Origin of the sequence: Sphingomonas sp. So64.6b (assembly GCF_014171475.1) — a bacterium.
Lineage (GTDB): Bacteria > Pseudomonadota > Alphaproteobacteria > Sphingomonadales > Sphingomonadaceae > Sphingomonas > Sphingomonas alpina_A.
On record NZ_CP048817.1, the window covers coordinates 1,418,577 to 1,444,679 of the forward strand.

Consider the following 26,103-nt stretch of genomic DNA (forward strand, 5'->3'; position numbering starts at 1 on the left):
GCGATTGCACTCCCCGCGAGCCCCGCGAAGATACGCTAGGCGATAGTGAGCATGTTGACGACGCTGACCGCACCGGCTGCCTGCAACGCCGTCTGTTCGGCCACGTCGCGTTCGTGAATGGAGGAGACGCTGCCGGTCAGGCGAACCGTGCCGCCATCGACCGCGACCATGACGGTATCGCGATCCAGGAAGGCCGAGCGATGCAGGGCGCTGCGAATGCTCTCCCGCACGTCGAGCACATCGACGCGAGGTTTGACCGTGATCATGTTCACCACGCCGACGACACCGGCGATCGGCCGCACATTCCGTTCCGCCGCATCGCGTTCGAAATGCCAATCTACTTCGCCGAGCAGGGTGATCCACCCGTCTTCGACGCGCGGGACGATCGCGCCTTGCGGAATCGTCCCGTCGGACCCCAGTCGCAAGCTGGCAGCAGCGGCGATGTCTTCGTCGTGAAACTTGGTGCTGCCGTTCAGCACCACCTCAACATGTTCGACGATCGCCTGCACACCCTTGACCCTGCTCGCGGCGGTTTCCGCTGCATGTTTGCCGAAGAAGCTGGTCGTATGCCCGCTCAGCGTCACCACGCCGTCCTTGACAGTGACGCCGATCTGGCCGGCCGGTACGCTCGGATCCCAACTCAATTCAGCGACTATATCGCGTTGCAGATCGGTATCGCAGCTCGTGGGGGCAGTCATCAGCGAACACTTTCTCGAAAAAGACGATCGATCCTATCGACGCCATGGTGATTATGCCCGATCGCTGTCGCCCGATACGCTCGGAAACTACGCAGAGTCCCGCGGCGTGATGTGGAGCCGGCCGCGCTATTCCATAGCAGCGAGAAGGGCATCGACCTCGATCCGCGCGAAGGTCGTGAAGCTGTCGGCAATTGCATAGGGCAGCAAGAGCGTTCGCCGGTTGAGGATGGCGCCGCAGCTATAGATGACGTTCGGCACATAACCGTCGCGCTCTTCAGCCCTGCATCGCAGCAGCGGATGGGTCATCCGAGCCATGACCTTGGTCGGGTCAGTCTTGTCCAAGAGACAGGCGCCGATGCAATAGTTTCGCACCGCTCCGACCCCATGGGTCAGGACCAGCCAGCCTTCGTCGATCTCGATCGGAGAACCGCAATTGCCGATCTGGATGAACTCCCAGGGCCAGCGCGGTGTGACCGTCCGGGTGCCACCTTGCCAATTATAGAGGTCGTCCGACATGAGCAGCCAGATATTCTCATGGTCCTGACGTCCGAGCATCGCATATCGGCCGCCGATTTTGCGCGGAAACAATGCCATCCCCTTGTTGGCGGTCGCATCGCCGCGCAACGCGCTGAGTTCGAACGTTGCAAAGTCGGCGGTTCTGAGAAGCTCCTGCCGGATCGCGCGGCCGCCAAAGGCGGTATAGGTGCCGAGATAGGTCACGATCCCGTCGTCATTGGTAAAGCGCACCAGGCGCAGATCCTCGATCCCCTGTCGTTGATGGTCGGTGATCGGGTAGATCACCACTTCGGAGAGGTCGCGGCTGGCATCGCAGAACAAGCGGACGCCGGGATCGTCCGGCGCGCCGCCCGGGATGCTCTCGACCCGTGGCGAAATCGCTTCGGCACTTGGTTCATCCAGCGTCACGGCGCCGTCTGCGGACCATAGCCCGGTGCGAAACGTGACGGATGAGATATGGCCTTCGCCGACGCCGCGCAGCGACAGTATGAACCGGATCGCGCCGGCCGGCGTCCGCGATTGGTCGGGATGAGCGACGATGCTGGGGTTGAACAACGCCGCTGCTTCGAAGGAATATTCCTCGCTGAAATATCCGCCGATGAGCAGCGCTTGAGTCGATGTGACGGACCCTGGGTCGATGACCAGCCCGTTTACTTCGTGAAACCGTCGTGAGAGGATGACCTCGATGTCACGGTGACGATTGGACAGCCCATCCGATACGCGCTCCCACTCATGCCGAAGCTGCGTTTCATCAAGGCTAAGCACCCGGTTCGCGACGCGCTGCGCGCGGGAGCAACCGGCCGATGCGAAGGCTGGCGGATCATCAGCCGGCATGAACGGCCGGATTACGACACGAGACGGATCGGCCCGAATCATGATCGGCAAATGGGTCACGATATCATGATCGATCACCGGATGATTGTCGGGGTCGAACGAGATCGCGGGTGCGCTGGCCGACCGGCTTGTAGCAGCGGCTGGATTGATCATTCGACTGAAAGCAGATTGATCACCGCAGCCGCACCCGGCGAGGCCCAGGCGATCGCTTCCGCAGTCCTGCGGTCACGCGAACTCGATACCTTTCCGGCCAATCTTACCGTTCCACCTTCGGCGCTGACCGAAACATGTTCGGGAGCGACCAGCCATGACCGGTGAAGCGCGTGGCGAATCTCGTCTTCGATGATCTCGACGTCCACTCGCGGCTTGATCGCGAGGTCGTTGGATATGCCGACAACGCCGAAAAGGCGCTCGACGACCTGCTCGGCCGCATCTTTCTCGAAACGCCAATGTACTTCACCGGTCAACGTGACCCAGCCCCTTTCGACGGTTGGTTTTATCCGATCGTGGGGAATCGCGACGTCACATGACAGTCGATTGACAATGGCGGTGGCGATCTCGTCGTCGGTGCGCTTGCCGAGATGGTTCAGTCGAACCTCGATCTCTTCCGCGACCCCCCTGACGCCTTTGACCCTTCGGGCTGCAGCCTCTGCGGCGCATTTGTCCGCGTAGTTTTCAACATGGCCGGTGAGCGTTATGATGCCACTGTCAGCGACCACACCGATATGTCCAGCGGGCACCCGCGGGTCCCAATTGAGTTCGGCCAGCACGTCTTTTTGAAGTTGGGTGTCCGTTGACATCATCGTCTCCTGAATGCCGCCACCATATCAACCGACAGAAGCGGGCCGATCAGCGAGGCCGACCTTAATGTGAGAGTAGCGCGCAACGATTGTTGCGCAGCAACAAGTCGCGCGTGACGCCGCCAAATGCCCATTCGCGCAGGCGGTTATGGCCATAGGCCCCGGCGACGATCAGATCCGCGCAATGGTCCTTGGCGATGAGCGCGAGAGTCCCGACAGAGTCGCCATAGGAGTCGCCAACGATCGTATCGGCGCTAACCATGTGCCGTGACAGCCAAGCCACCACGTCGTTGATCTGCGATCGTGCCTCTACCAGCTTTGGTGTCACCTCGACGATGAGCACCCGGTCGGCCTGCTCAAGTATTGGCAGGGCGTCGGTGATGGCGCGCCGGCACTCGCGCGTATTGGACCAGGCGATGATCACCGTTTCGAAGATCGCTGGCGCAGGTCCGTCCGGCACGACGAGCACGGGTCGGCCGGCGCGAATGATGAGTTCGCCGGTGTCGGCGTGCGTCAGGGGATTGCGCTGCGGGCCCGAGCCCGCGCTTGTGATGATAAGGTCCGCACACCGTGCTTCACTGGCGACAATCTCGGCAATGCACCCCATGGTCGGTATCGAGCGCCATTCCAGAATAAAGGGCTGAATTTCGGTGCAGTCGCGAAACTCGGTCTCGGCACGCTTCAGTTCCTGATCGACAATGTCTCGTTCCAGCGTGACGAGCTCGCCGGTAAAATAGCCGTCGGAGGTTCCGATCTCCATTGGCTGACAGACGGCCACGCCGATGACCTTTGCCCTATACCTCTCGGCCAATTTCGCCGCGAGCGACAGCGTCGCCATATTGGGGTGGCCCGCGTCGAGGTGAACCATCAAAGTTGAATACGTCATGGCGTCCGTCCTCATCGGCAACATGACCTGGCATCAGGCGATGTCACATGGCGGCCTGACCAAAATCACGCCTGCACATACATTTGTCGGCAAACCTGGGGCAGTAACAGCATCGGAAACTACGCATGCCGGGCGATGTGTTCGTGCTGACGACTGAGATGCGGAGGGTATCAGCCGGTGCTACCGGGCTTTCGCGGTCCCGTACTGGCAGGCCTTTTCCGGATGACGACACGCATCATAAACAGGCCCGGCAGTAACGGGAGCCACAGAGTGAATCCGCGCAGCAGCAGCGTCGCCGCGAGTGCCGTCTCCATGGGGACGCCCAAAAGGCTAAGTGCCGCTGTCGATCCGGCCTCGAAGCTGCCAAGGCCGAGCGGTACGGGGCCGAGCGTGACGATCATCGATGCGGCCATCACCGCGATGAACGCGATTTCAAAGGAGACGGGCTGACCAAGCGCCCGGAAGCAGACCGTCATGGTGGCGGCATCGGCGAAGAACACCAGCCCGTTCAACAGGGCGACCCGCACGATCAGCCGGCGATCGCCGATTAACGTGATCGGCGCCTCGCCGGCGACGTGCAACAAGCTGCGGACCAGCGTGAGGCGTTCAAGGATCGGCGACAAGCGATGACTCCCGCGCCTGCCCAGCCACAGGGCCAGCGCGGGGATCGCGATCGCGACGCTCAGGAACAGCGCCACCAAGATGGCGATCAGCGGAGTCGCTTTGCCGTTCATCCAGAGCAGCGCCAGCGTCGCGAGCGCGAGCGCCGCATAAGCGGCGTAAAAGCCGATCAGGGACACCAGCAGTACCGCCACGGCCGCGCCGCGTGGCACGCCAAGTGCGACCAGACGATCGATCAGGAGCATGTTGCCGCCCATGCCAGCAATCGGAATCATCTGATCGGCGAACAATTTGGAGATGGCGATCGGAAGCAGGTGCCGCAGTGGTATCGGCGACCCTGCCTTGATGAGCACGGCGCTCCAGCCGCGTGCGACGCAGGCATAGGTTACCGCCTGAAGGAGAAAGGCGGCAACCAGCCATCCGGGCTGGGCCTCTTTGAGGCTTTGCCCAAAAGCCTCGAGGTCGCCGAAATGCAGGACCACGAAAACCAGCGTCCCCGCCATGGCAGCGCCGAACAGCCAGGTGGCTAGCGTGCGGATGCGGCTTGGCGGTGATGGCGGCGGTAATCGCGCTGCTGCCGAAATGCGGGACGTTTCCTTCATCATGGCCGGCGCGGCCGCGCTGTCTGGTGGCTCGATTGCGCGATGGCCGCCCGTTTCAGCGCCTCGGCACAGGCAAGATAGACGATGACGATGAGGCCGAGACAGGCGGTCGCCGCCAGTGGCGGGGCAACGAAGCCGAACCAGGCCGCCGCTGGCGTGAACGGCAGGGCCATTGCGACCAACAATGCGCCGAGCGAGGAGGCGACGAGCATCGGGCGCGGCAGGTCGCGCCACGGCCGGCCGTTGGTGCGGATGACGAAGATCACCAGGATCTGCGTCGCCATCGATTCAAGAAACCATGCGGTGCGGAATTCCGGGGGCGAGACATGGAAGAGCAAAACCAGGCCGCCAAAGGTCATGAGATCAAAGGCCGACGACAATGGCCCCATGATTGCGGCGAAGCGGATCAGCGCTCGCATGTCCCACACTTGAGGACGGGCAACCGCTTCGGGCCGTACGCCATCGAACGGGATGCCGATCTCGGAAATATCGTACAACAGATTGTTGAGCAGAATCTGCGTCGGGAGCATGGGCAGAAACGGGAGAAACAGCGACGCGGCGGCCATCGACAGCATGTTCCCGAAGTTCGAGCTCGCGCCCATACGGATATATTTCAGGATGTTGGCGAAGGTCCGACGCCCTTCCTCGACACCGTCCGCGACCACGGCAAGGTCGCTGTCGAGCATGATCATGTCGGCCGATGCCTGCGCGACACCGGCCGCGCCATCGACAGACAGGCCGATATCGGCCGCCTTCAGGGCGGGCGCGTCGTTGATCCCGTCGCCGAGATAGCCGACGATCGCGCCGCTCGCCTGAAGCGCCCGAACCAGCCGGGCCTTCTGGTCGGGCGCGAGACGGCCATAAGCATCAATCGATCGCACTTGTACCGCCAGCGCCGCATCGCTGAGTTTGGCGACATCCGGTCCTGACAGGACCGTGTCCGCCGCAAGTCCGACCAGTCCTGCCAGCCTTTTGACGACCACCGGATCATCCCCGGACAGGATGATCAGGCGAATGCCTGCTTTGTCCAGCCGCGCAACGGCGGCGGCAGCCGTTGCCTTGGGCGGATCGGCAAACGCGCAAAACCCCTCGAAAACGAGCTCCGTCTCGTCATCCGCGACGAGGTCGCGCACCGCGCCGCTCCATCGCCGCGATGCGACCGCGATTGCGCGCAGGCCCTGCTCCGCGAGCTTGTGAACCTCGTGCAACGCATCCGCGCGTTCCGCCGAGCCGAATGCGATGACCTTCCCATCGGCAAGGCTTGACCGGCATGACGCGAGTACCGCTTCCGGCGCGCCTTTGGTGATCAGCAGGGGGCCTTCAGGGCCGGTGGTCAGCACTGAGCCCAGCCGACGGCTGAAATCGAAGCTGTGGCGCGCTGACAGCGTCCAGCCCGTCGCGGCGTCGGGTACCGCGTCGGACATCGCCGCATCGAGCGCGCCGCTGTCGCCACCGAGAATTGCCGCGATTGCGCCGAGCCGGGATGGACGAGTATCGTCGGCGCCCGATGGCGTGATGCTGCGGGCCAGGCTGATCTGGGCCGAGGTGAGCGTGCCAGTCTTGTCGGTGCACAAAATTGTCATTGCCCCGAGATCGTGAATCGAAGCCAGCCGCTTCACGATCACCTTCCGCCTGGCCATCCGCATCGCTCCACGCGACAGGGTGACGGTCGTGATCATCGGCAGCAGCTCGGGTGTCAGGCCAACCGCCAATGCCACCGCGAAAAGCAGCGACTGTAGCAGTGGTCGGCCGAAGAAGATGCTTGCTGTAAGCACCACCACAACAAGCGCGAGCGTCAACCGTGCGGTCAGCAAGCCATAGGCGCTAAGGTCGCGCTGGAATGGGGATGTTTCGCCCGCGTCCATCAGCGCCGATGCCGCGGCTCCGAACAGAGTGGCTCGTCCGGTGCCGACCACCAGCGCCAGCGCTTCGCCGGTCTGCGCAACTGCGCCCCGAAAAATCGCATTGCTGGCTTCAGCCGGGGCCGATGCCGTGACCATCCCCGGCTGCTTTTCGACGGGATAGGGTTCACCGGTCAGTGCCGCCTCGTTGGCGGTGAACGCCGTGCTTTCGAAAATCAGGGCGTCAGCGGGGATGATGTCGCCGGCTCGCACACGGACCACGTCGCCGGGCACAACTTTCTCGACATCGATTTCCGACAGGATGCCGTCGCGGCGCACCATGGCCTTGAGGGCCACGGATTGGCGCAGCACATCCGCGGCGCGGATCGCATGACCTTCCTGGACGGTATCCAGCCCGATCGACAGCACCAGGATCGCGACGATGATCGACCCTCCGATGGCATCCCCGGTCACCACCGATACGAACCCTGCGGCCAGGAGAATCAGAGACAGCGGTTCCGCCAGTCGTTTTGCGATCGCGCGGATTGGACTCCTTCGGGCGGCGGTCGCATCGGCATTGGGTCCGGCACGCTTCAAGCGTTCGATCGCGTCGGTCTGGCTCAGTCCATTGCGGTCGCAGGCGAGCGCGAGGAACGCGTCGCCCGCTGACTGCGTCCAGAATGGCTTGCGGCCGGTCTCGGCCTGGGCGGGTGCGGTCGCGATCATCGCCCTGCCTCAGGCGGGGTGGAGAATGGCTGCCGCCGGCCCGGCCTCGCCATCATGCAACGCGCGATATGCCTTGTAGAGAATCCGCGGATCAAACGCGCCCTTATAGACAGGCGGCGGTGTGCGATGCAGGCCGAGCAACTGGTAAACGGCAGCCTGGGCGGAGCGGACCGAATATTCGACGGTGAAGACGACGTCGTCCGGCAGCTCGCAATATTGGCCGATAAAGGCGAGGTTGGTCGAGCCTTGCGGTACAACCTGCGGGCGGTCGCCCTTGGCGCGGGGCAGGAACTGGCTGGTGATGAACGGCATCATGCACGGGATGCAGGTCGATGACCCCAAGATCTCATCAGCCTCGGCGACGATCCCGAGATGCCCGAGGATTTCGGTCATGATCTCACGGCCGGTGCAGGCCGACATCGGTTTCCTGACGAAGTCGCCAAGGGCTTCGACTGACAGGCCATAGCCCCAGAAGACCGCGACATCGTCCGGCTGGCCGACAAAATGCGGCTGATACGGGATGACGATGGAGGCGAGCCAGGCGGATTTCGGAAAGGTGATCAATCCACCTTCGCCGGGGACGTTGCCGGTTGCGTCGCGCACCAGCGCCAGAAAACCAGCATCATGCAGCGTGGTGGTGAACGATACCCATTTCGACTGGTCGACATGACCGTCGAACGCCGATGGGTTGCCGAAATGCGGCCGGTCAGCAGCGATCTTCTCCCACAGCGCCCAAGCGCCGCCGTCGTTCTTGCCCAGCAATCGAGGCACACTGTCCATGCTGCCGAGCTGCGAGCCCTCGGTCATTGATCCCAGCGTTACGAATATATTGTCGTGCGCGGCGACCGGGATTTCGGTCGTGGTCCCGCCTTCGACCGTTCGAATTCCCCGGACGGTCATTTCGCCGTCGACGTCGGACATAGTGAGATCCGTGACGCGGGTATCGAGGCGAAAATGGACGTCGCGCTCCGCCAGCCATTTGTGCAGCGGACGCACCAGCGAATCATATTGATTGTACCGGGTGCGCATGATTCCGCTCAGGCGACTGAAGCCCTCGACCATATGCGAGAATCTAACCAGGTAGCGCTTGAACTCGACGGCGCTGTGCCATGGCTGGAAGGCGAAGGTCGTACACCACATCAGCCAGAAATTGGTATCGAAGAAAGCAGGGTCGAACTGATCAGCGATGCTGGTGCGACCGAGTAGCAATTCGGGCTCGATCGCGAGGCGTTCGATCGTCAGGATGTGCTGCTCGCTCAACCCGAACGCCGGGGCGACCTGGCGATGCCCATCCTCGAACAGGCGAGACTTGGACGATGTCTTGATCGTCTCGTTCCAATCAAGAATCTCCTGAGTGACGGTTGACTGCGCATCAAGCGTGGGAATCGACGCGAACAGGTCGAACGTGCACAGATATTTGCTCTCGAGCATCCGGCCGCCGCGCAGGACATAGCCGTTTTCGGGCGATCCCGCGCCATCGAGCGCACCGCCGATAACATGGCCCTCGTCGATGATGGTAATGTCCGAACCGCGCATGTCACCGTCGCGGATCATGAACGCAGCCGCCGCGAGCGAAGCGATGCCGCCACCGACAAGGAAGGCCCGGCTTTCGCGCTTCGGCAGCGGCACACCGCCCGCTGTATCCGGATTTGCGGCGCGGTTCAGTTCGGTCATGAGCACTTCCTTGGCGGCTTGGCGGCTTGGCGATCGGATCGAGGTCGATCCGACGCGAACAGGTTTCCGCAGTGCAGACTCTGACCGTCCGGCGACAGGATCGGAATCTACCTATTGGCGTCGGATCGCCCGGCGCGAAGCAGCTCGGCCACCCTGTCGAACCTTGCGGACGCTCTGCGGCGATCACCGCGGAGCGCCACGGTTTCACAGTTTGACGGTGTTTAGCCGCAGCGCATTCAACACGACGGTGACCGACGAAAGCGCCATCGCCGCACCGGCCAACATCGGCGACATCAATAGGCCGGTCACCGGAAACAGGACGCCCGCGGCGACCGGGACGCCAATGCCGTTGAAGATAAACGAGAAGAACAGGTTCTGGCGAATGTTGCGCATGGTCGCCCTGGCCAAACGACGGGCCCGCACCAACGCCCCGAGATCGCCTCCGATCAGCGTTATGCCGGCGCTTTCGATGGCGACGTCGGTGCCGCTGCCCATGGCGATGCCAACCGCGGCGGCGGCGAGGGCGGGCGCGTCGTTGATGCCATCGCCCGCCATCGCGACGACCGCTCCTGCTGTCTTCAGTTCGCCAATGATCCGCGCCTTGTCCTCGGGACGAAGTCCGGCGCGGACTTCATCGATCCCGCCAACGCTTCGCGCCACCGCGTTCGCGGTGACCTGGTTGTCGCCAGTGAGCATCACGATGCGCAGCCCGCTGTCGCGCAAGTCGGCGATCGCACCGCGCGCCGAGGGTCGCACCGGATCGGCGACTGCGAGCAGGCCGGTCAAGACACCGTCGATCGCGACCAGCACGACGCCTGCGCCTTGCTGGCGATGGCGATCCGCCGCTTCGGTAAGCGGCGCGGGATCGATATTGATCCGCAGCATCTGAGCCGGACTGCCGATCACCACCTCCCGGCCGAGGACCGTGCCGCTGATCCCAAGACCGGTTTGCGATGCAAAGTTCGCGGCCGGTTTGATTATCCTACCTGCTTCCTGCGCGCCAAGGACGATCGCATGGGCGAGCGGATGTTCCGAAAGCGCTTCGATCGATGCCGCGAGCGCCAGCGTCGCATCGGGGTCATGGTCGTTCCTGGCTTCGACCGCGATGAGCCTGGGGCGTCCGTCGGTCAGCGTGCCGGTCTTGTCGATCACCAGCGTGTCGACCGCCGCAAGCGCCTGAAGCGCCTCGGCGCTCTTGACCAGCACGCCGGCCTTCGCGCCGCGCCCGGTGCCGACCATGATCGACATCGGCGTCGCGAGGCCAAGCGCGCAGGGGCATGCGATGATCAGGACCGCGATCGCGTTCAGCAGCGCATGGCCGAAGCGTGGTTCGGGGCCGACCAGATTCCACATGATGAACGTCGCCAGGGCGACGACTATGATCGATGGTACGAACCAGCTCGAGATGCGGTCGGCAACCGCCTGGATTGGGGCGCGGCTTCGCTGCGCTTCGGCTACCATATGGACGATGCGCGCGAGCATAGTATTCGCGCCGACCGCTTGCGTCTCCATCACCAGGCTGCCCGTGCCGTTCACGGTGCCGCCGGTCAACATCGCGCCGGCCATTTTTAGGACCGGCACGGGCTCACCGGTCAGCATCGATTCGTCGACCGACGAGCGTCCCTCGATGGTGATGCCATCGACCGGGATTGCCTCACCTGGCCTGATGCGCAACCGATCGCCGGTCACGACGTCGGCCAGTGGAATCTCGATCTCCGTGCCGCCTTCACCGATCCGCCGCGCCGTCTTGGGCGCCAGGTCCAGTAGTGCCCGGATCGCGCGGCCGGTCGCGGCGCGTGCGCGCAACTCAAGTACCTGTCCCAGCAGGACCAACGCGACAACGACACCGGCGGCTTCATAATAGACCGGCATCATGCCGTGCACCCGCAAGGCGGACGGGAACACTCCAGGCGCGACCGTCGCGATCAGACTGTAGAGAAACGCCGAGCCCACGCCGATCGCGATTAGCGTGAACATGTTGAGATGCCAGGTCCGGATCGATGTCCAGCCGCGCTGGAAGAACGGCCAGCCTGCCCACAGGACGATCGGCGTCGAGAGCGCCAGCTGGATCCAGGATGAGAGTGAAGGCGGTACGAGGTGAACGCCGAGCATTTCAGCCACCATCGAGACGAGCAGCAGTGGCATGGAGAGAATGCCCGCGACCCATAGCCGGCGCGTAAAATCGACAAGTTCCGGGTTCGGCGCATCGTCCAGCGACGGCTCTTCGGGCTCGAGCGCCATGCCGCAGATCGGGCATGTACCAGGTCCGTCCCGACGGATTCGCGGGTGCATCGGACAAGTCCAGGCCTTGCCGGCTATCGCCATGGGGCGAGCGATCCGCGTTGTGCTGGGTGCGCCGCGAGGAGCTTCCAGAGGCTGTTGAAGAGATTGACCCAAGATCGGCCCCTAGTCTTTCCGAACCGGACGATGCCTTTTGGTGTCGGGCTCCCGCCAGTGGCGAATGCTCAACTTGCCCGGTATCCGGCGACCCGGCAGATCGCAGAGGCGACGGCTGTTAATCGCGTCCCCGGCAATGCGCGGGCTATAGCTCTCGCTGGCGTCGCGTCGGGTCCCGCCAAGATCGAAATCCAATCGATCGACCGCGACGGAACGTGATGTCTTGACGCCACCAGCAAGCCTGGGATCGACAACTCCTCTGCCTGGATCGCTATTTCGATAAGTCATGACGTGCTTTCATTTTCCACGGCGCAACGAGTCCATCCTGCCCGCCTGGAAAGGCGGGCGGGACGGGCCGTGAGGTCAGGCGATGATCAGGTCGTTCTCGACGTCGGTTGCACCGGGTGCGCCCCAGGCCGTTGCGCCTGCGACATACCGGTCGCCCGGGGTGTCGACGGATCCGGTCAGCTTGACCTTGCCGTCATGCGTGGTGACGGTAATCGTCTTGGGATCGAACCACGACCGGTGCAGCGCGAGATCGATCTTGTGGCTGATGTCCGTGGCGTCGGCGCGCGGTTTGATCGTCGTGTCATTCAGCACCCCGACCACACCGAACAGGCCGCGAATGGTGCGTTCTGCCGCTTGCTTCTGGTAATGCCAATCGACCTGACCGGTCAGCGTGACCCAGCCATTCTCGACCTTCACCTTGACCGCGTCGCGCGGCACGCTGACTTCCCACGCGAGCCGATTGGCAGCAGCGTTGGCGATGTCCTCATCGCTGCGTACCATGCTTGAATGGAGCTTTACCGTGATCTCTTCGACCACGGCCCTGACGCCCTTGACGCGACTGGCCGCGCGCTCGGCCGCACGCTTCTCCAGGAAATTCTCGACATGGCCGGTCAGCGTCACGATGCCGTTCTTGGCGATGACACCGATATGGGCGGCGGTAACACTTGGCTCCCAAGCGAATTCGGCGAGCACGGCTTCTTGAAGTTGACGATCCTGAGACATGACGGCTCCTGAGTTGAGGTAGCGGAAGCTGTCCGGCGCGATTGGCCATTGGCTTCGTTGCGGTGAACCAGACTTGCCCATCGGAGCGTGCAATGTGCGCCGTTCGACCGATAAATCCAGCATCGCCACATTAGGAGAGCGGGGAGGGGGTGGGCAGCATCGGAAACTACGCACGTCGCCAAAATCATTCGGATGTCTGAGAGGCGTCCCGGTCGCGCAGTCCGTCCCTGAACTCCGCAAGTCGGGCGCGGTAACCGCTGGCGTCGCCATATTCGAGAAATTCATAATAGCGCTGATGGGGGTCGATCACGCGCAACGCATGCTTGATCGGGCACCAATATTGCTCGGTGCGGCTGCTGATCTCGCGTACGTATCCGACAAGGCCGTTGGCATAGGCGCAGAACAGGCAATTCATCGCTTCGATCACATTCAGATACGCCAGATGTTGCCGATCGAAGACGAGATACTCCGATCGACTGACCCGCTTGATGCCATAAGCTCGAAAGCAAATCGCCTGATACAGGCTGACCCACGCATCGACGAAAAGGAGCGGGATGATCAGCGAATAGATGACGGGTGCGGTTATCGTGGCGGCGAAGCTCGACTCAGCGAAGAACCGTGAGACACTTGCCTTCAGTCGCCGATGCTCGTCGAGGACACCGCGTTCAAAGCCGACGATTTTTGCAGATATCGTCACGCCAAGCGCTCGTCTGCGGCTTTCGATCTCGCGATCGAGCTCGCCCTGCAGCCGGACAATCTCCTGTGCGATGTCCTGTATGCGTTGGGTCATGACGATGTTCCGATTTCGTATGGCGATGATGGAAACGGCGCGGCTCGCGATCGTGGTTCGACGGATTAGTCAAGCTTGGCTCTCCGCAGCAGGGTCGGAAACTACGCACCTTCCCCGCGCGCCGACTGAACAAGTCCGGGTCGGGCCGAGCTATGCCGTAGCAGGTGCGCGCGACGTGGCGACGCCAGGAAGTCGCGCCGACGCTGCTGCGTAGTTTCCGAGGCTCCCGTTGCGGGGTGATCGGCTGGTATTGGCTGTCATTCAGACCGCTGCGATTTCGTAACGGTCAAGCGATGCAAACAGCGCGCGCCGCGACACGACACTCATATGCAAAGAGCCCGCCATGAAAGCACTCGTCTATAAAGGCCCCGGCAAAAAGGCCTATGAAGAACATCCCAAGCCCGAGCTGATCGATCCGACCGATGCGATCATCAAGATCACCAGGACGACCATCTGTGGCACCGACCTGCATATTCTGAAAGGCGATGTTGCGACGTGTCAGCCGGGCTGCGTGCTTGGCCATGAGGGTGTCGGCGTGGTCGATGCCGTTGGCTCCGCGGTCACCGCGTTCAAGCCTGGCGACCGGGTGCTCATCTCCTGCGTCAGCGCCTGTGGAAAATGCGACTATTGCCGCAGGGGCATGTTCTCGCATTGCATGACCGGCGGCTGGATCCTCGGCAACACGATCGATGGCACTCAGGCGGAATTCGTGCGCACGCCGCATGCCGACACCAGCCTCTATCCTATTCCGGAAGGCGCTGATGAAGAAGCATTGGTTATGCTGAGCGATATCCTGCCGACCGGCTTCGAGTGCGGCGTGCTCAACGGCAAGGTTCAGCCCGGCAGCACGATCGCTATCGTCGGATCGGGACCGATTGGCCTTGCGGCACTGCTCACGGCCCAATTCTATTCCCCTGCTGAAATCATCATGATCGACCTGGACGACAACCGCCTCGCGGTCGCCAAGCGCTTCGGCGCCACCGCGACGATCAACAGCGCGGATGGCAAGGCGGTCGCTGCCGTGATGGCAATGACCGGTCAGCGCGGCGTGGATACGGCGATCGAGGCGGTCGGCGTTCCGGCCACTTTCGAGCTGTGCGAACAGATCATCGCGCCCGGGGGCATCATCGCCAATATTGGCGTTCACGGCGCACCGGTCACGCTCCACCTCGAGCGCCTGTGGGACCGCAACATCGCGATCACTACCCGACTGGTGGACACGTCGAGCACGCCGATGCTGCTCAAGCTCCTGCGATCGGACAGGATCGACGCAAAGTTGCTGATCACTCACCGCTTCAAGCTCGATCAGATCGATGAAGCCTATGAGACGTTTGGCAACGCCGCGAAAACGCATGCGTTGAAAGTCATGATCGAGGCCTGACCAGGCTTTTCGAAGCATATCGGCTTCGAAGCATATCGGCGTTGAAGGAAAATCGATGATTCAGAACAGCCTCAATCCCTTCGATGCCCGGCTGGTCTCAAGCCGGGCAGGTGGCTTCGCCCAACTGCCCGACAACCGGCGGGCCACGACATGACAACGACCCATTTGACCGGATTTTCGGTGTCGCTGCTGCTGATCGGTGTCGCCCTCGTTCTCTACGTGATCGTCTGGCGACGCCGGCGATCAAGTGATGAACGCGGTCGATGATTGGGGCCTGCGCACCATCGGGTGAGGCAATGGTCACGCCCGCTGCTCTGGATCTCGCGATCCATTCAGGCCCATCCGCCATCGGCCTGTCGAACGAGGAAGCCGCACGTCGGCTCGTCCGTGACGGCGCCAATGAGCTGCCGCGCACAGGTCAACGGTCCAGTCTCCACATCGCCTTTGAAGTGCTGCGCGAACCCATGCTGGCGCTGCTGCTCGCAGGCGGTGTCGCGTATCTGCTGCTCGGCGACCTGACAGAGGCCTTGATCCTGCTCGGTTTCGCGACCTTCTCGGTCGTCGTCACCGTCATCCAGGAAACTCGCACCGAACACGTGCTCGAGGCCTTGCGCGATCTCTCGGCGCCGCGCGCCCTGGTCATTCGCGGCGGCGCGCGCATCCGGATTCCCGGGCGAGAGGTGGTGCAGGATGACCTGCTCGTACTGGAACAAGGCGACCGCGTCGCCGCTGACGCGTTCCTGATCGAGGCGGCCGATCTTCAGACTGACGAGTCGCTGCTCACGGGAGAGTCCCTGCCGGTTGGCAAGAATGTGGCGACGTCCGAAGCCATCAATGGCACCCGTCGCGCCGGCGGTGAGGGGCAGCCCTATGTCTATTCCGGATCGCTAGTCGCGCGCGGCAGCGCCATCGCCCGCGTCATCGCGACAGGCCCGCGCAGCGAGATCGGGCGGATCGGTCAGTCGCTCGCGACCCTCGACACCGAAGCGCCGCGCCTACGCGCGGAAACGGTGCGGATCGTCACATGGTGTGCGATCGGCGGTGCCGCCGTCGCCTTGCTCGTCGTCATGCTCTTCGGCCTGCTGCGCGGCGGCTGGATCGACGCCGTGCTGGCGGGCATCGCGATCGGCATGGCCATGCTACCGGAAGAATTTCCGGTTGTCCTGACCGTGTTTCTGGCGATGGGCGCCTGGCGCATCGGCCGCGTCGGTGTTCTGACGCGGCGGGCAGCGGCGATCGAGACACTCGGCTCGGCGACAATCCTGTGCACCGACAAGACCGGGACATTAACCGAGAACCGGATGTCGGTCGCCGAACTCTGGCTTCCGTCGGGGGAGACGATGCTCGTTGCGACCGATGTCGCGGTTCCCTCCGGCTACCATGCGTTGCTGGACACTGCGGCGCTCGCCAGCGCCGTAGAACCGACCGATCCGATGGAAATCGCGCTGCATAAGGCCTGGCGGGAGGCCGGCGGTCCGGGCAACCGGCGCGGCGCTGTCCTGCAACGCGCTTATGCGTTGCGACCGGAATTACTGGCGATGTCGAACGTCTGGGAGCAGGGCGATGCGCTGACGATCACCGCCAAGGGCGCTCCGGAGGCAATCGCCAGCCTGTGTCGTCTGACCCCCGATCAGCTTTCGCGGATGACGAGCGCGGTCGAGGTCATGGCCAGGCGAGGGATCCGAGTGCTGGCGGTTGCGACCGCCACGCCTGCCGATCGCAATTGGGCGGCGTCCCAGCATGACTATCGGTACACGCTGACCGGTCTGGTTGGACTGGCCGACCCGCTGCGCGCCAGCGTGCCGGCCGCTGTCGCGGAATGTCGCGCCGCCGGCATTCGCGTGGTGATGATTACTGGCGACTATGCCGTCACCGCCCGAACCATCGCGACCCAGGCGGGAATCGCAGCGGGCGATGTCCTTACGGGCCAAGATCTCGAGGCACTCGATGAAGCCGGGCTCGCGGCGCGCCTGACGACAGTCACGGTCTTTGCCCGCATCATGCCCGAACAGAAGCTGCGCATCGTCCAGGCATTCAAGGCCAATGGGGAAATTGTCGCGATGACCGGCGACGGCGTCAATGATGCGCCATCGCTCAAGGCGGCGCACATCGGCATCGCGATGGGGAAACGCGGCACCGACGTCGCTCGGGAGGCAGCCGCCATCGTCCTGCTTGACGACGATTTCGGCTCGATCGTGCATTCGGTTCGGCTCGGGCGGCGGATTTACGACAATATCCGCAAGGCGATGGCGTTCATCTTCGCGGTACACGTGCCGATCGCCGGCCTGGCCCTTCTGCCGCTCTTCTTTGGGTTACCGATCCTGTTCGGCCCAATCCACATCGCGCTGCTCGAAATGGTGATCGATCCCGTCTGCGCGCTCGTGTTCGAAGCTGAACGCGACGAAGCCGACATCATGCAACGGTCTCCGCGCGATCCGGCCGAAGCCCTTTTTTCATTCCCCATGATCGCATGGAGCGTTTTTCAGGGCGGCGTCGCCTTTGCGCTGCTGGCCACGCTCTATCTACTCGAGACCTGGTCAGGGATGCCCGAGGCTGAACTGCGCGCGCTGACATTCTTTGCGCTAATCTCGGCCATCGTGGCGCTCATCCTGGTCAACCGTTCCTGCACCGCCTCGCTTCGTGACGCGCTCGTTCGGCACAATGCGGCACTTCGCTATGTCGCTTTCGCGATCACCACGGTGACCGCGCTGATCCTGTTCCTGCCTTCGGCCCAGGCATTGCTGAAGTTCGGATCGATCGCGTGGAGCGACATGGCGCTTGCGCTCGGATTGGGCTTCACCCTGCTGGTGTTGCTCGAAACCTGCAAGCCGCTGGTCCGGCGGGTTGTGGCGCGGTCATCGAGCACCGCCGCGCTCCTTGTCGCCGCTGCCGCGTGAGCGACGGCGTCCTCCATGAGATCGATCTCGCGCGCGGCGCCCTGCTGTTACTGGTCGTGCTCGCCACGCTCGCCTTTATGTGGCTTGTTGCGCCCTTTGCGGGCGCCATCCTCTGGGCGGTGATCGCCGCTGTACTGTTCGATCCGCTCAACACGCGGCTGTTTCGTGCCATGCCGCGGCGTCGTAATGGTGCCGCCGCGGCGACGCTGCTCATCATCATCGGCATGGTGGTGGTCCCCGCGATGCTGCTGGGTGCGGCACTTCTGCGCGAAGCGACCGCTTTCTACGGGCGTGCAAGGAGCGGGGAGATTGATGTCGCCGGGTTTTTCGTTAGCGCACAGGGACACCTACCGGACTGGGCGAGGAACTGGCTCAAGGATGTCGGGCTGGGCGATATGGACGGACTGCAAACGAAACTGGGACAGGGGTTTGCGGATAGTTTCCAGTCCATCGCAGGCCAGATCGTCAATATCGGCCAGGGCGCTTTCGGTTTCTTCCTGGCGCTCGGCGTGATGCTTTATCTTACATTCTTTCTGCTGCGCGACGGGCACGCCTTGGCCGCACAGATTGATCGCGCCATTCCGCTGACGCTTCCGCAGCGCGTTCTGCTGGTCGCGAAATTCGTCTCGGTTATTCGCGCGACGATCAAGGGCAGCCTGATCGTCGCTGTCCTGCAGGGTATGATCGGCGGCCTGGTGTTCTGGGCGTTGGGAATTCCCGGCGCGCTGCTCTGGGGCGTGGCAATGGGTGTCTTTTCGCTGTTCCCCGCCATCGGTACCGGGCTGGTCTGGGTTCCGGTTACGCTCTATCTGATCGCCACCGGGGCAATTTGGCAGGCGGTAGCGCTCGGCCTGTGCGGTTTCTTCATCATCAGCAGCATCGACAATGTCGTACGGCCGATCCTTGTCGGACGCGATGCGCGGATGCCCGACTATGTGGTGCTGATCGCGACGCTCGGCGGGTTCGAACTCATGGGTTTCAACGGCTTCGTGATCGGCCCGGTCATCGCCGCGCTTTTCATGGCCGTATGGGAAATCTTCGCGGAGGGACCGCGCCGCGCTTCGGCACCCGCCCATCGCCACGCCTCACGGAGGAGTGTCGAATGAACCGGCGTCAGGTTCTTGTCGGTGGCGGCGCAGCGTTGGCGATCGGGGGGACCGCCGCCGCGTATTTCGCCACGGGCAATTTGGCGTCGTCAGCACACTATGACGCCGACATGGCGCGGCTGCGCACGCTGCTACCAAATCCGGCACGAACCTTTGATCTCGTTCGTTACGCAACGCTCGCGCCCAATGGTCACAACACGCAGCCGTGGCGGTTTCAGGTCGGCGAAAATTTGATCCGGATACGCCCCGATCTTGCGCGGAGAACACCAATCGTCGATCCCGACAACCACCATCTGTTCGTGAGCCTGGGTTGTGCCGCGGAGAATCTCTCGCTCGCAGCGGCGGCGCGCGGTTGCGCGGGCGCGATCAGGTTCGACCCCGCCCATGGCGGGTCGGTCGCCTTCATGTCCGCGCCAAGCCAGGCCGTCACATCGGCCTTGTTCGACGCTATCCCGAGGCGGCAGTCGACCCGCGCGGACTATGATGGCCGCCAGGTCAGCGCCGCCAGTCTGCGAACCCTGGCTGAGGTGGGCTCGAGTCCTGACGTCAACCTGGTGCTGATAACCGATCGCTCACGGATGGATCATGTCCGCGACCTGGTGGTGGCCGGCAACGATGCCCAGATGACCGATCCTTCATTCCTTCGCGAGCTCAAGTCCTGGCTGCGGTTCAATCCCGATGCGGCACGCCGCACCGGTGACGGACTTTACAGCGTGGCGAGCGGCACCCCGGCGCTCCCCAACTGGCTTGGTCCGCACGCATTCGACATGTTCGTTACGGCACGTTCGGAGAACGACAAATATGCCCGGCAGATCCGGTCATCGTCCGGCATCGCTATATTCGTGGCCATGCGAGAAGACCCTGCGCATTGGGTTGCGGTTGGACAAGCTTGCCAGCGCTTTGCGCTGCAGGCGACGGCGCTTGGATTGAAGCACGCCTTTATCAACCAGCCGGTCGAGGTTGCGCGGCTGCGGCCCGAACTGGCCGCGCTGTCCGGCCTGCCGGGGCGGCGCCCGGATATCGTGATGCGCTTCGGCTATGGCCCGACCTTGCCCTATTCGCCGCGTCGCCCCGTCACGACGGTCGTCGTGCCGTGACGGTGCAGCCACCACAGACCGGCAGGATGCTCGGTGCCATCAAGACGGTCCATACGATCATCTGGGCATTCTTCGTGTTCCTGATCGGAGCGATCTGGTGGTTCGCCCTGCACGCGAACTTCGCCGCTGCGAGTTGGGCGATCGGAATCGTTCTCCTCGAAGTCGCCGTCCTTGGTCTGAACCATGGGCAGTGCCCGTTGGGCACGGTCGTCGCCCGCTGCACCGATGACCGCAGCGCCAATTTCGACATCTATCTTCCGGCATGGCTTGCTGCCCGGACCAAGTCGATCTTTGGTACGCTATACGGCGCCGCGATCCTGTTCACGATCGTTCTTTGGCTGGGCGGCGTGCGATGAGAGCACGCGCCTGATGGCCGATAGCAGTTCCAGCCCACCTAATGATCTGCCGGTCGCCGTGCGCGACCTCGCAATCCGCCTCGGTGCGGAGCCGCAGGGCAGGGGGGCGATCGTCAGGCTGACCCAGACCGGCCGCATGAAACGCGCATTGGGTTCGGACTCCTGGATGTCATTCAGCGCCAGACAGACCATCGCGTCTGGAACGTGCGGCTTTGCGTGGCGCGCGCGTTTCGGTCCGATCGGTATGATTTCTGTGTGCGACGCTCTGGACGACGGCGTGGCGCGCCTCGATGTCGCGGCGCTCGGTTTCATTCCGATCGCCCGCACGCCGCGCACCTCCGCGCTCGTGCGTGGCGAATTGATGCGCTATCTTGCTGAGCTTGCCTGGTCCCCAGATGCCATCCTTTCCAATCCGTCGCTTCGCTGGCGGATAGATGGTCCGGACCGGCTGGTGGTCGGCGCAGGGATTGGCGCAAGCGCGGTCGAAGTCGTCCTCACTCTCGATATCGAGGGGCGTATCGTCGAGGCGTTCGCGCCCGATCGGCCACGCTCGCCAACCGAACCGATCCTGCCGACGCCGTGGCGCGGGTATTTTACGGATTATCGCTTTCATAGGGGACGATGGTTGCCGTTCGCCGGCGAAGTCGGCTGGGAGATTGCCGGCCGCGAAGAAATTTACTGGCAGGGGCGGATTCTCGATTGGCGTATCGGTCAGCCCTGAGGGGTCCATCCGCTCCAGCTGCGATTGATCGACGCGGCGATCGCGGCCATCAACGGCCGGTCGCCGATCGTGCGCTCGAACACCCGGTCGCCATGAAGTTTGGCCTCCCTGGCCAAGACACCCTCGGGATCGCCACCGTCAAGCAGGATCGCCTTGCCGCGCCAGCCGCTCGCCCGCATCTGTTTCAGGACGTCGAGGCCATCGTCGCCACGCATTTCGACGTCGATGACGATGCACGGAAAATCTCTCGATCGTGGATCGGCGAGGAGCGCGACGGAGGTCGGATAGGATCGGACGTCATAGTTTTCCGAGCGCAGCATCAACTGGCGCGCGTGGCGAATGGCGGCGTCGCCATCGACAAGCGAGACGCCGACGTTTTCGGTGGAAGGGGAACGATTCTGCTCTGTCATCACTTGTCCTTGTGGCGAGCAGATTTCGCATGCCGGCGAGCGGCTGTCTGTACGTAGAAAACGAGGGGTGACGCGCTTTATACGCGCTCGTCCATTCCCGCCGAAAAGGCGATCCGGAGGACATCCGAGAGGCTGTTCGCGTTGACCTTGGCCATCAGATTGGCGCGGTGGACCTCGACCGTGCGGGTGGCGATGCCGAGATCATATGCGATTAGCTTGTTCGGCCGCCCCAGCACCATCCCGTCGAGAACCTCGCGCTCGCGCGCCGTCAGCGCGGCCAGCCGCACGACCGCGTCGGCGGATGACAGGTGCTTTTGTTCGCCGCGATCGGCGTGACGAAAAGCTTCGTCAATCGCCCTCAGCAGCGCGGTCCGCTCGAAGGGTTTTTCCAGAAACTCGATCGCACCAGCCTTGATCGCGCGCACCGCGAGCGAGACGTCGCCATGCCCGGTCAGCATGATGACAGGCAGCGCGATGCCCAGCTGCGCCATCCGCTCCTGAACCTCCAGCCCGTCAATGCCGGGCATGCGCACATCGAGCAGGGCGCAGCCTTGCAGTTGCCGGTTCGCGACTTTCAGGAAGTCGGTGCCGGACGGATAGGTCTTTACCGTGAATCCGGCCTTGCGCAGCATGAAGCCGATCGACTGGCGGATCGCTTCGTCATCGTCGACGACATGAATAATGCGGTCGGTTTCAGGCATCTTCGTCTCCGGCGAGAGGAATGCAGAAATGGAACGCGGTGCCACCGCCCTCGAATGCTTCGGCCCAGATCCGGCCGCCATGGGCTTCGATGATCGTGCGGCAGATCGACAGGCCAAGCCCCATGCCATCCTCCTTCGTGGTGGCGAATGCCTCGAACAGCCGTGCGCGAACTGCGGGATCGATCCCGGCCCCGGTATCGGTGACGGTGACCTTCACCCAGCCGGCGCGATCAGGGGCGGTGGCGATGGTCAATTCCTTGCGCGTCGACCCGCCCATCGATTGAATGGCGTTGCGGATCAGATTCACCAGCACTTGCTGGATCTGCACGCGATCGACCAGCACCCGGTCGAGACCGGCCGCGATCGTCATCGTGACCGTGATCCCGGCCTCGTGTGCGCCGAGCAGCCCCAGGCTCGTCGCCTCGTCCACCAGCTCGTCGAGGCGCTCGATGCGGAAACCAGTGTCGCCGCCGTCGACGAACGCGCGCAACCGCCGAACGATGGTGCCTGCCCGGAGCGACTGGGCCGCAGCGAGGGCCAGTGCCTCGGCGATATCCGCCATCAGCACGTCGTCGGTCTCGCCGATCATATCCCGCGCGGTTTCGAGATAGTTCGCAATCGCGGTCAGCGGCTGGTTGATTTCATGGGCCAGCGTGGACGCCATGGTGCCCATCGCGCTGACCCGCGAGACGTGCAGCAATTCCGACTGGAGGTCGCGCATCTGGCGTTCGGTGTCGCGTCTTCTCGTCACATCGCGAATGAAGCCGGTGAAGATGCGCTCGCCGCCGATCGAGACCTCGCCGACCGCGAGTTCGATCGGAAAGCTCTCGCCATTGCTGCGCAGCGCCGTCTCGTTTCGGACATTGCCAATAACATGGCGGACACCGGTTGCGAGATAGGTTTTGAGATGGTCGTCGTGCGCACTTCGATCCGCATCGGGCATCAACATGCTCACATTGCGGCCCACCACTTCGGCTTCGGTGTAGCCGAACACGCGTTCCGCAGCCGCGCTGAACGAGGCGACGGTGCCGCGCTCATCCATGATGATCATCGCATCGGGCACAGTCGCCAGGATCGAGCGCAGATGGTGTTCGCGACGCGCGACCGCGGCTTCGGCCGCCTTGTGGTCCGTGATGTCGCGGATCACCTTGCCGAAACCGCGCAGCGCGCCGGCGTCGTCGCGCAGCGCGGTGACGGTGACGCTGGCAAGAAATTCGGATCCGTCCTTGCGGATACGCCAACTGTCCTCCTCGAAACGACCTTCTTTGCTGGCGCGTCCGAGATCGCTCGCCGGCTTGCCTGCCGCGATGTCTTCGGGGGAATAGAATAATTCGAAATTTCGCCCGATGATCTCCGCTTCGGTCCAGCCCTTGATACGTTCCGCCCCGCGATTCCAGATCGTCACGCGCCCCTCGGGGTCGAGCATGTAGATCGCGTAATTGGTCGCGCCGTCGATCAGCAGGCCCAGTTCCTCGGCCATCGCGGCCTGATGGCGCGCTGCTTTGTCGGTTGCGGAAGCGGTGTCGACGTCGCCAGCGGTCGTCATGTGGACAAGTGCGTCATCAGCCAAAGCGTATTGCGTGCCATCATTTGAAGCGTACGCTTTCCGCCCGACGGATGCTGCGGGCGCCAGTCGCCGATCAGGGGAGTGCAAATAGTCGGCCGGCAAAGTCATCTTATACCAGGTTAGGGCCAAACGCGAACGCCGCCTCGCTGATCACGATCAGCCCCAGGATTCCGCCGCCGATCAAGATCCGCGAGTTCATCGCGGAAAACGGCCTGAAGCATTTCTCGATCATCCGCGTCATCGCCATCACCCTGCATTTTCAATGGCAGCTGAATGCGCCGGCGAGGGCGCATCATCTATTGTGGTATTCCACATCGACGCGGCGTGCAGCGTGTCACGCATTGGCATAAGCGCTGTTCGCGCAGCAACGAGCTCCGCGTCCTGCACAGATATTGTCAGCCAGCCGGCATTTGCGACAGGCCCGGCCTGAATCAGGAAGGCGATCAAATGGGTGGGGGGCTTCCCGGCTGCTCATGATGGTTATGCCGGTCAATCTTCGGGGCAGTGCCGGGCCGGACCGCTTGGCCTTGCTTCTTCGAGTCGGGACGTTAGTCTGATCGTGCACCGCGGGAGCGGCGCCGAGGCGTGAGAACCTCGCTTGAGAAAATCGGACCCGCGATCGCTGCGGCCGGGTGGCCGACGCGTATGTCCAGGCCGTTCGCGGCTAAAAGCGTCGGCGCATGCTCAAGCATGTTCTCAACACCCGGCTCTTGCCGGCCCTGCCTCGTAACCGGAGCATGGTCGACAATGAGCGTGGAGCGTTGGGCTCGAAAAACTGATGATGCGGGGCTGCCGGTCCGGGTGAGGACGGCGTGCGGCTGACGCTCGATCCGGAGCTGGAAGGCGGTCCCGCCGGACTGCCAGACCCGGCGCGCTCGTGTCCGCAGGATCAGGTGGGCGGGCAACCCGGCGGCTGGTCGCTCGATGCCTTATACCGTTCGCAGGCAGGCCGACTCTTCCGGCTGTTCAGCCGGCGTGCCGGTCGGGAAGACGCCGGGGATTTGGTCCAGGAGACCTTTACCCAGTTCGCGTTTGCCGACGCCGGACAGGCGCAAGTGATCGATTGCCCCGAAGCCTATCTGACGCATGTCGCGGGCAATCTGCTGCGCAAGCGGGCGCGAACCGCCATGCGGCACTCCGCTGCATTTCATGTGCGGGCCGACGAGGTGGCGCTTGTCGGGGAAGATCTGGAAAGCGCGCTCGAAGCGCGCGATATGTTAAATCGGCTGGAAGCCGCTATGCTGGGCCTCAAGCCTATGACCAGAGAGATTTACTTCGCGTTCCGCTTCAACGGCTATAGCCGCGCCGAGATTGCCGAGCGCACCGGTCTCGGCGTGAAAGCGATCGACAAGCATCTCGGCAAGGCGACCGCGCATATCCGTCGTACGATTGGTCGGCGATGATGCTGCCCCGGCGATTCAGGCTGTGGGCGGCGCGGCGCCAGGCGAATGACTGGCTCGTTCGGGTTCAGTTGAGCGATGGCTTCGATCGCAACGCCTTTGAGGCGTGGCGTTCGGCCGACCCGGTCAATGCTCTCGCCTATGACGAGCTGATCGAGGATTTGGCGATCAGCGCGGCCCTTGCCAACACCGAAATGGTGCGCACCGCGGGGCTGCGTCGCGCGCCGTTTCTGGAGCGTAATCCAGGTGCCCGCTATGCCGTTGCCACCAGCGTCGCCGCGATGCTGCTGGCTGGCACGGGCTATGGTCTGCGTGAAGCAGGCTATTGGGGTGCGCCTGTCGCGGCCAGCCAGGGCACGCTTTATGCAACCCGGATCGGTGAGGTCCGGACGATCATGCTTGCCGATGGTTCCAGGGTGACGCTCGATACGGATTCGATCCTGCGCGTCACCTTCACCGCCAAGGAACGAGCATTGCGCCTCGACGCCGGTCGTGCGCGCTTCGAGGTCGCGCACGATGCCGCGCGCGCTTTCATCGTGAGCGCCGGGGGTGGTCGCGTCATCGCCCATGGCACGATCTTCGACGTGAGCATCAGGCCGACGGGCGTCAACGTCGTCTTGCTGCGCGGCGCGGTTGAGGTGACCAGGAAGCTGGATGCGGGCGCCGGCCAACAAGGGGCACTCTCCCGTCAGCTCAGCCCTGGTCAGCAGGTGACTTTCGACCAGACCCACCCGATTCCGCCGGCAGGGCCGGTGCGGCCCGCCGAACTCCGCTGGACCTCGGGCATGCTGTCGTTCGAAGGTGCGCGGCTCGCCGACGCAGTGGCGGAATTCAATCGCTACAACAGGCGCAAAATCGCGGTCGCGACCGTGCCGATCGGCGATCTCAGGATCACAGGCGCCTTCCGCGCCAGCGACGTGCAGCGCTTCGCCGATGCCATGGCCGCCTCGTTCGACCTCGCCATCGCCGACCAGCCCGACGGCGGCCTGCTGCTCAGGTCGCCCAACCCAGCCCCGGGGCCTTAGAGCCCGACCGAAAATTGAGTTGAACGATTTCAGTAGCTTGTGATTC

At 63.4% G+C, this 26,103-nt stretch carries 22 protein-coding genes; 9 read left to right on the top strand and 13 right to left on the bottom strand.

Annotated features, from left to right (window positions below):
- Positions 1 to 35: 35 nt before the first annotated feature.
- From G4G27_RS06810 to G4G27_RS06855, 10 genes are all read right to left on the bottom strand, one after another.
- Complete coding sequence (locus G4G27_RS06810; protein WP_183112636.1) at positions 36 to 698, bottom strand: BON domain-containing protein; 663 nt, start codon at positions 696 to 698, stop codon at positions 36 to 38.
- A 126-nt stretch (positions 699 to 824) separates the two neighbouring features.
- Positions 825 to 2,090 (bottom strand): glycoside hydrolase family 130 protein, encoded by a 1,266-nt coding sequence (locus G4G27_RS06815; RefSeq protein ID WP_244624684.1) that lies wholly within the window; start codon positions 2,088 to 2,090, stop codon positions 825 to 827.
- Between the two features lie 107 nt (positions 2,091 to 2,197).
- Positions 2,198 to 2,818 carry a BON domain-containing protein gene (locus tag G4G27_RS06820; protein ID WP_244624585.1) on the bottom strand — a complete coding sequence of 207 codons (621 nt, stop codon included), beginning with the start codon at positions 2,816 to 2,818 and terminating at the stop codon, positions 2,198 to 2,200.
- 94 nt (positions 2,819 to 2,912) lie between these two features.
- Positions 2,913 to 3,734 carry a universal stress protein gene (locus tag G4G27_RS06825; protein WP_183112638.1) on the bottom strand — a complete coding sequence of 274 codons (822 nt, stop codon included), beginning with the start codon at positions 3,732 to 3,734 and terminating at the stop codon, positions 2,913 to 2,915.
- A 170-nt stretch (positions 3,735 to 3,904) separates the two neighbouring features.
- Positions 3,905 to 4,960 carry a lysylphosphatidylglycerol synthase transmembrane domain-containing protein gene (locus tag G4G27_RS06830; RefSeq protein WP_244624586.1) on the bottom strand — a complete coding sequence of 352 codons (1,056 nt, stop codon included), beginning with the start codon at positions 4,958 to 4,960 and terminating at the stop codon, positions 3,905 to 3,907.
- Positions 4,957 to 7,524, bottom strand: a complete 2,568-nt coding sequence (mgtA, locus tag G4G27_RS06835) for a magnesium-translocating P-type ATPase (RefSeq protein WP_183112639.1) — start codon at positions 7,522 to 7,524, stop codon at positions 4,957 to 4,959. Before mgtA ends, G4G27_RS06830 begins: the two co-directional genes overlap by 4 nt.
- 9 nt (positions 7,525 to 7,533) lie before the next feature.
- A complete protein-coding gene (locus tag G4G27_RS06840; protein ID WP_183112640.1) occupies positions 7,534 to 9,198 on the bottom strand; it encodes an oleate hydratase in 1,665 nt (554 codons plus the stop codon).
- 204 nt (positions 9,199 to 9,402) lie between these two features.
- Positions 9,403 to 11,439: a copper-translocating P-type ATPase gene (locus G4G27_RS06845; protein WP_183112641.1), complete on the bottom strand. Its 2,037-nt coding sequence runs from the start codon at positions 11,437 to 11,439 to the stop codon at positions 9,403 to 9,405.
- 519 nt (positions 11,440 to 11,958) lie between these two features.
- Positions 11,959 to 12,606 carry a BON domain-containing protein gene (locus G4G27_RS06850; protein WP_183112642.1) on the bottom strand — a complete coding sequence of 216 codons (648 nt, stop codon included), beginning with the start codon at positions 12,604 to 12,606 and terminating at the stop codon, positions 11,959 to 11,961.
- A gap of 184 nt (positions 12,607 to 12,790) precedes the next feature.
- Positions 12,791 to 13,396, bottom strand: a complete 606-nt coding sequence (locus G4G27_RS06855; protein ID WP_183112643.1) for a hypothetical protein — start codon at positions 13,394 to 13,396, stop codon at positions 12,791 to 12,793.
- A 343-nt stretch (positions 13,397 to 13,739) separates the two neighbouring features.
- On the opposite strand from G4G27_RS06855, the gene G4G27_RS06860 reads away from it, so the two are divergent.
- The 6 genes from G4G27_RS06860 to G4G27_RS06885 all read left to right on the top strand — a co-directional run bounded on the left by G4G27_RS06860 (position 13,740) and on the right by G4G27_RS06885 (position 20,954).
- Positions 13,740 to 14,777, top strand: coding sequence for a zinc-dependent alcohol dehydrogenase family protein (locus G4G27_RS06860; protein WP_183112644.1), 1,038 nt, complete (start codon positions 13,740 to 13,742; stop codon positions 14,775 to 14,777).
- A gap of 263 nt (positions 14,778 to 15,040) precedes the next feature.
- Positions 15,041 to 17,674 carry a cation-translocating P-type ATPase gene (locus tag G4G27_RS06865; protein WP_345940671.1) on the top strand — a complete coding sequence of 878 codons (2,634 nt, stop codon included), beginning with the start codon at positions 15,041 to 15,043 and terminating at the stop codon, positions 17,672 to 17,674.
- On the top strand, positions 17,671 to 18,780 hold the full coding sequence (locus tag G4G27_RS06870) for an AI-2E family transporter (RefSeq protein WP_244624587.1): 1,110 nt from the start codon (positions 17,671 to 17,673) through the stop codon (positions 18,778 to 18,780). The genes G4G27_RS06865 and G4G27_RS06870 overlap by 4 nt, the downstream gene beginning before the upstream one ends.
- Positions 18,777 to 19,877, top strand: coding sequence for a nitroreductase family protein (locus G4G27_RS06875; protein WP_183112645.1), 1,101 nt, complete (start codon positions 18,777 to 18,779; stop codon positions 19,875 to 19,877). The genes G4G27_RS06870 and G4G27_RS06875 overlap by 4 nt, the downstream gene beginning before the upstream one ends.
- Before the next feature lie 26 nt (positions 19,878 to 19,903).
- Positions 19,904 to 20,233 carry a hypothetical protein gene (locus tag G4G27_RS06880; protein ID WP_183112646.1) on the top strand — a complete coding sequence of 110 codons (330 nt, stop codon included), beginning with the start codon at positions 19,904 to 19,906 and terminating at the stop codon, positions 20,231 to 20,233.
- A gap of 13 nt (positions 20,234 to 20,246) precedes the next feature.
- Positions 20,247 to 20,954, top strand: coding sequence for a DUF6544 family protein (locus G4G27_RS06885; RefSeq protein ID WP_183112647.1), 708 nt, complete (start codon positions 20,247 to 20,249; stop codon positions 20,952 to 20,954).
- On the opposite strand, the gene G4G27_RS06890 is transcribed toward G4G27_RS06885, so the two are convergent.
- The 3 genes from G4G27_RS06890 to G4G27_RS06900 form a co-directional block, all read right to left on the bottom strand.
- Entirely contained in the window at positions 20,945 to 21,364 is a 420-nt protein-coding gene (locus G4G27_RS06890; RefSeq protein ID WP_183112648.1) for a response regulator, read from the bottom strand. The two genes, G4G27_RS06885 and G4G27_RS06890, sit on opposite strands and share 10 nt — an antisense overlap.
- A gap of 77 nt (positions 21,365 to 21,441) precedes the next feature.
- Complete coding sequence (locus tag G4G27_RS06895) at positions 21,442 to 22,065, bottom strand: response regulator (RefSeq protein WP_183112649.1); 624 nt, start codon at positions 22,063 to 22,065, stop codon at positions 21,442 to 21,444.
- Positions 22,058 to 23,611 carry a PAS domain-containing sensor histidine kinase gene (locus G4G27_RS06900; protein WP_244624588.1) on the bottom strand — a complete coding sequence of 518 codons (1,554 nt, stop codon included), beginning with the start codon at positions 23,609 to 23,611 and terminating at the stop codon, positions 22,058 to 22,060. Before G4G27_RS06900 ends, G4G27_RS06895 begins: the two co-directional genes overlap by 8 nt.
- Positions 23,612 to 23,655: 44 nt before the next feature.
- Here G4G27_RS06900 and G4G27_RS06905 point away from each other — a divergent pair, with 44 nt between their 5' ends.
- From G4G27_RS06905 to G4G27_RS06915, 3 genes are all read left to right on the top strand, one after another.
- Positions 23,656 to 23,982 carry a hypothetical protein gene (locus G4G27_RS06905; RefSeq protein ID WP_183112650.1) on the top strand — a complete coding sequence of 109 codons (327 nt, stop codon included), beginning with the start codon at positions 23,656 to 23,658 and terminating at the stop codon, positions 23,980 to 23,982.
- A gap of 462 nt (positions 23,983 to 24,444) precedes the next feature.
- A complete protein-coding gene (locus tag G4G27_RS06910; RefSeq protein ID WP_183112651.1) occupies positions 24,445 to 25,035 on the top strand; it encodes a sigma-70 family RNA polymerase sigma factor in 591 nt (196 codons plus the stop codon).
- Complete coding sequence (locus tag G4G27_RS06915) at positions 25,032 to 26,057, top strand: FecR domain-containing protein (RefSeq protein WP_183112652.1); 1,026 nt, start codon at positions 25,032 to 25,034, stop codon at positions 26,055 to 26,057. The genes G4G27_RS06910 and G4G27_RS06915 overlap by 4 nt, the downstream gene beginning before the upstream one ends.
- Positions 26,058 to 26,103 lie beyond the last annotated feature (46 nt).

Excerpts from the sequence above, each read along its gene's own strand:
- G4G27_RS06890 (WP_183112648.1), bottom strand. The coding sequence starts at position 21,364 with ATGACAGAGCAGAATCGTTCCCCTTCCACCGAAAACGTCGGCGTCTCG.
- G4G27_RS06875 (WP_183112645.1), top strand. The coding sequence starts at position 18,777 with ATGAACCGGCGTCAGGTTCTTGTCGGTGGCGGCGCAGCGTTGGCGATC.
- G4G27_RS06880 (WP_183112646.1), top strand. The coding sequence starts at position 19,904 with ATGCTCGGTGCCATCAAGACGGTCCATACGATCATCTGGGCATTCTTC.
- G4G27_RS06845 (WP_183112641.1), bottom strand. The coding sequence starts at position 11,439 with ATGGCGCTCGAGCCCGAAGAGCCGTCGCTGGACGATGCGCCGAACCCG.
- G4G27_RS06830 (WP_244624586.1), bottom strand. The coding sequence starts at position 4,960 with ATGATGAAGGAAACGTCCCGCATTTCGGCAGCAGCGCGATTACCGCCG.
- G4G27_RS06915 (WP_183112652.1), top strand. The coding sequence starts at position 25,032 with ATGATGCTGCCCCGGCGATTCAGGCTGTGGGCGGCGCGGCGCCAGGCG.
- G4G27_RS06895 (WP_183112649.1), bottom strand. The coding sequence starts at position 22,065 with ATGCCTGAAACCGACCGCATTATTCATGTCGTCGACGATGACGAAGCG.
- G4G27_RS06815 (WP_244624684.1), bottom strand. The coding sequence starts at position 2,090 with ATGATTCGGGCCGATCCGTCTCGTGTCGTAATCCGGCCGTTCATGCCG.
- G4G27_RS06850 (WP_183112642.1), bottom strand. The coding sequence starts at position 12,606 with ATGTCTCAGGATCGTCAACTTCAAGAAGCCGTGCTCGCCGAATTCGCT.
- G4G27_RS06885 (WP_183112647.1), top strand. The coding sequence starts at position 20,247 with ATGGCCGATAGCAGTTCCAGCCCACCTAATGATCTGCCGGTCGCCGTG.
- G4G27_RS06900 (WP_244624588.1), bottom strand. The coding sequence starts at position 23,611 with ATGACGACCGCTGGCGACGTCGACACCGCTTCCGCAACCGACAAAGCA.
- mgtA (WP_183112639.1), bottom strand. The coding sequence starts at position 7,524 with ATGATCGCGACCGCACCCGCCCAGGCCGAGACCGGCCGCAAGCCATTC.
- G4G27_RS06810 (WP_183112636.1), bottom strand. The coding sequence starts at position 698 with ATGACTGCCCCCACGAGCTGCGATACCGATCTGCAACGCGATATAGTC.
- G4G27_RS06860 (WP_183112644.1), top strand. The coding sequence starts at position 13,740 with ATGAAAGCACTCGTCTATAAAGGCCCCGGCAAAAAGGCCTATGAAGAA.
- G4G27_RS06840 (WP_183112640.1), bottom strand. The coding sequence starts at position 9,198 with ATGACCGAACTGAACCGCGCCGCAAATCCGGATACAGCGGGCGGTGTG.
- G4G27_RS06865 (WP_345940671.1), top strand. The coding sequence starts at position 15,041 with ATGATTGGGGCCTGCGCACCATCGGGTGAGGCAATGGTCACGCCCGCT.
- G4G27_RS06855 (WP_183112643.1), bottom strand. The coding sequence starts at position 13,396 with ATGACCCAACGCATACAGGACATCGCACAGGAGATTGTCCGGCTGCAG.
- G4G27_RS06825 (WP_183112638.1), bottom strand. The coding sequence starts at position 3,734 with ATGACGTATTCAACTTTGATGGTTCACCTCGACGCGGGCCACCCCAAT.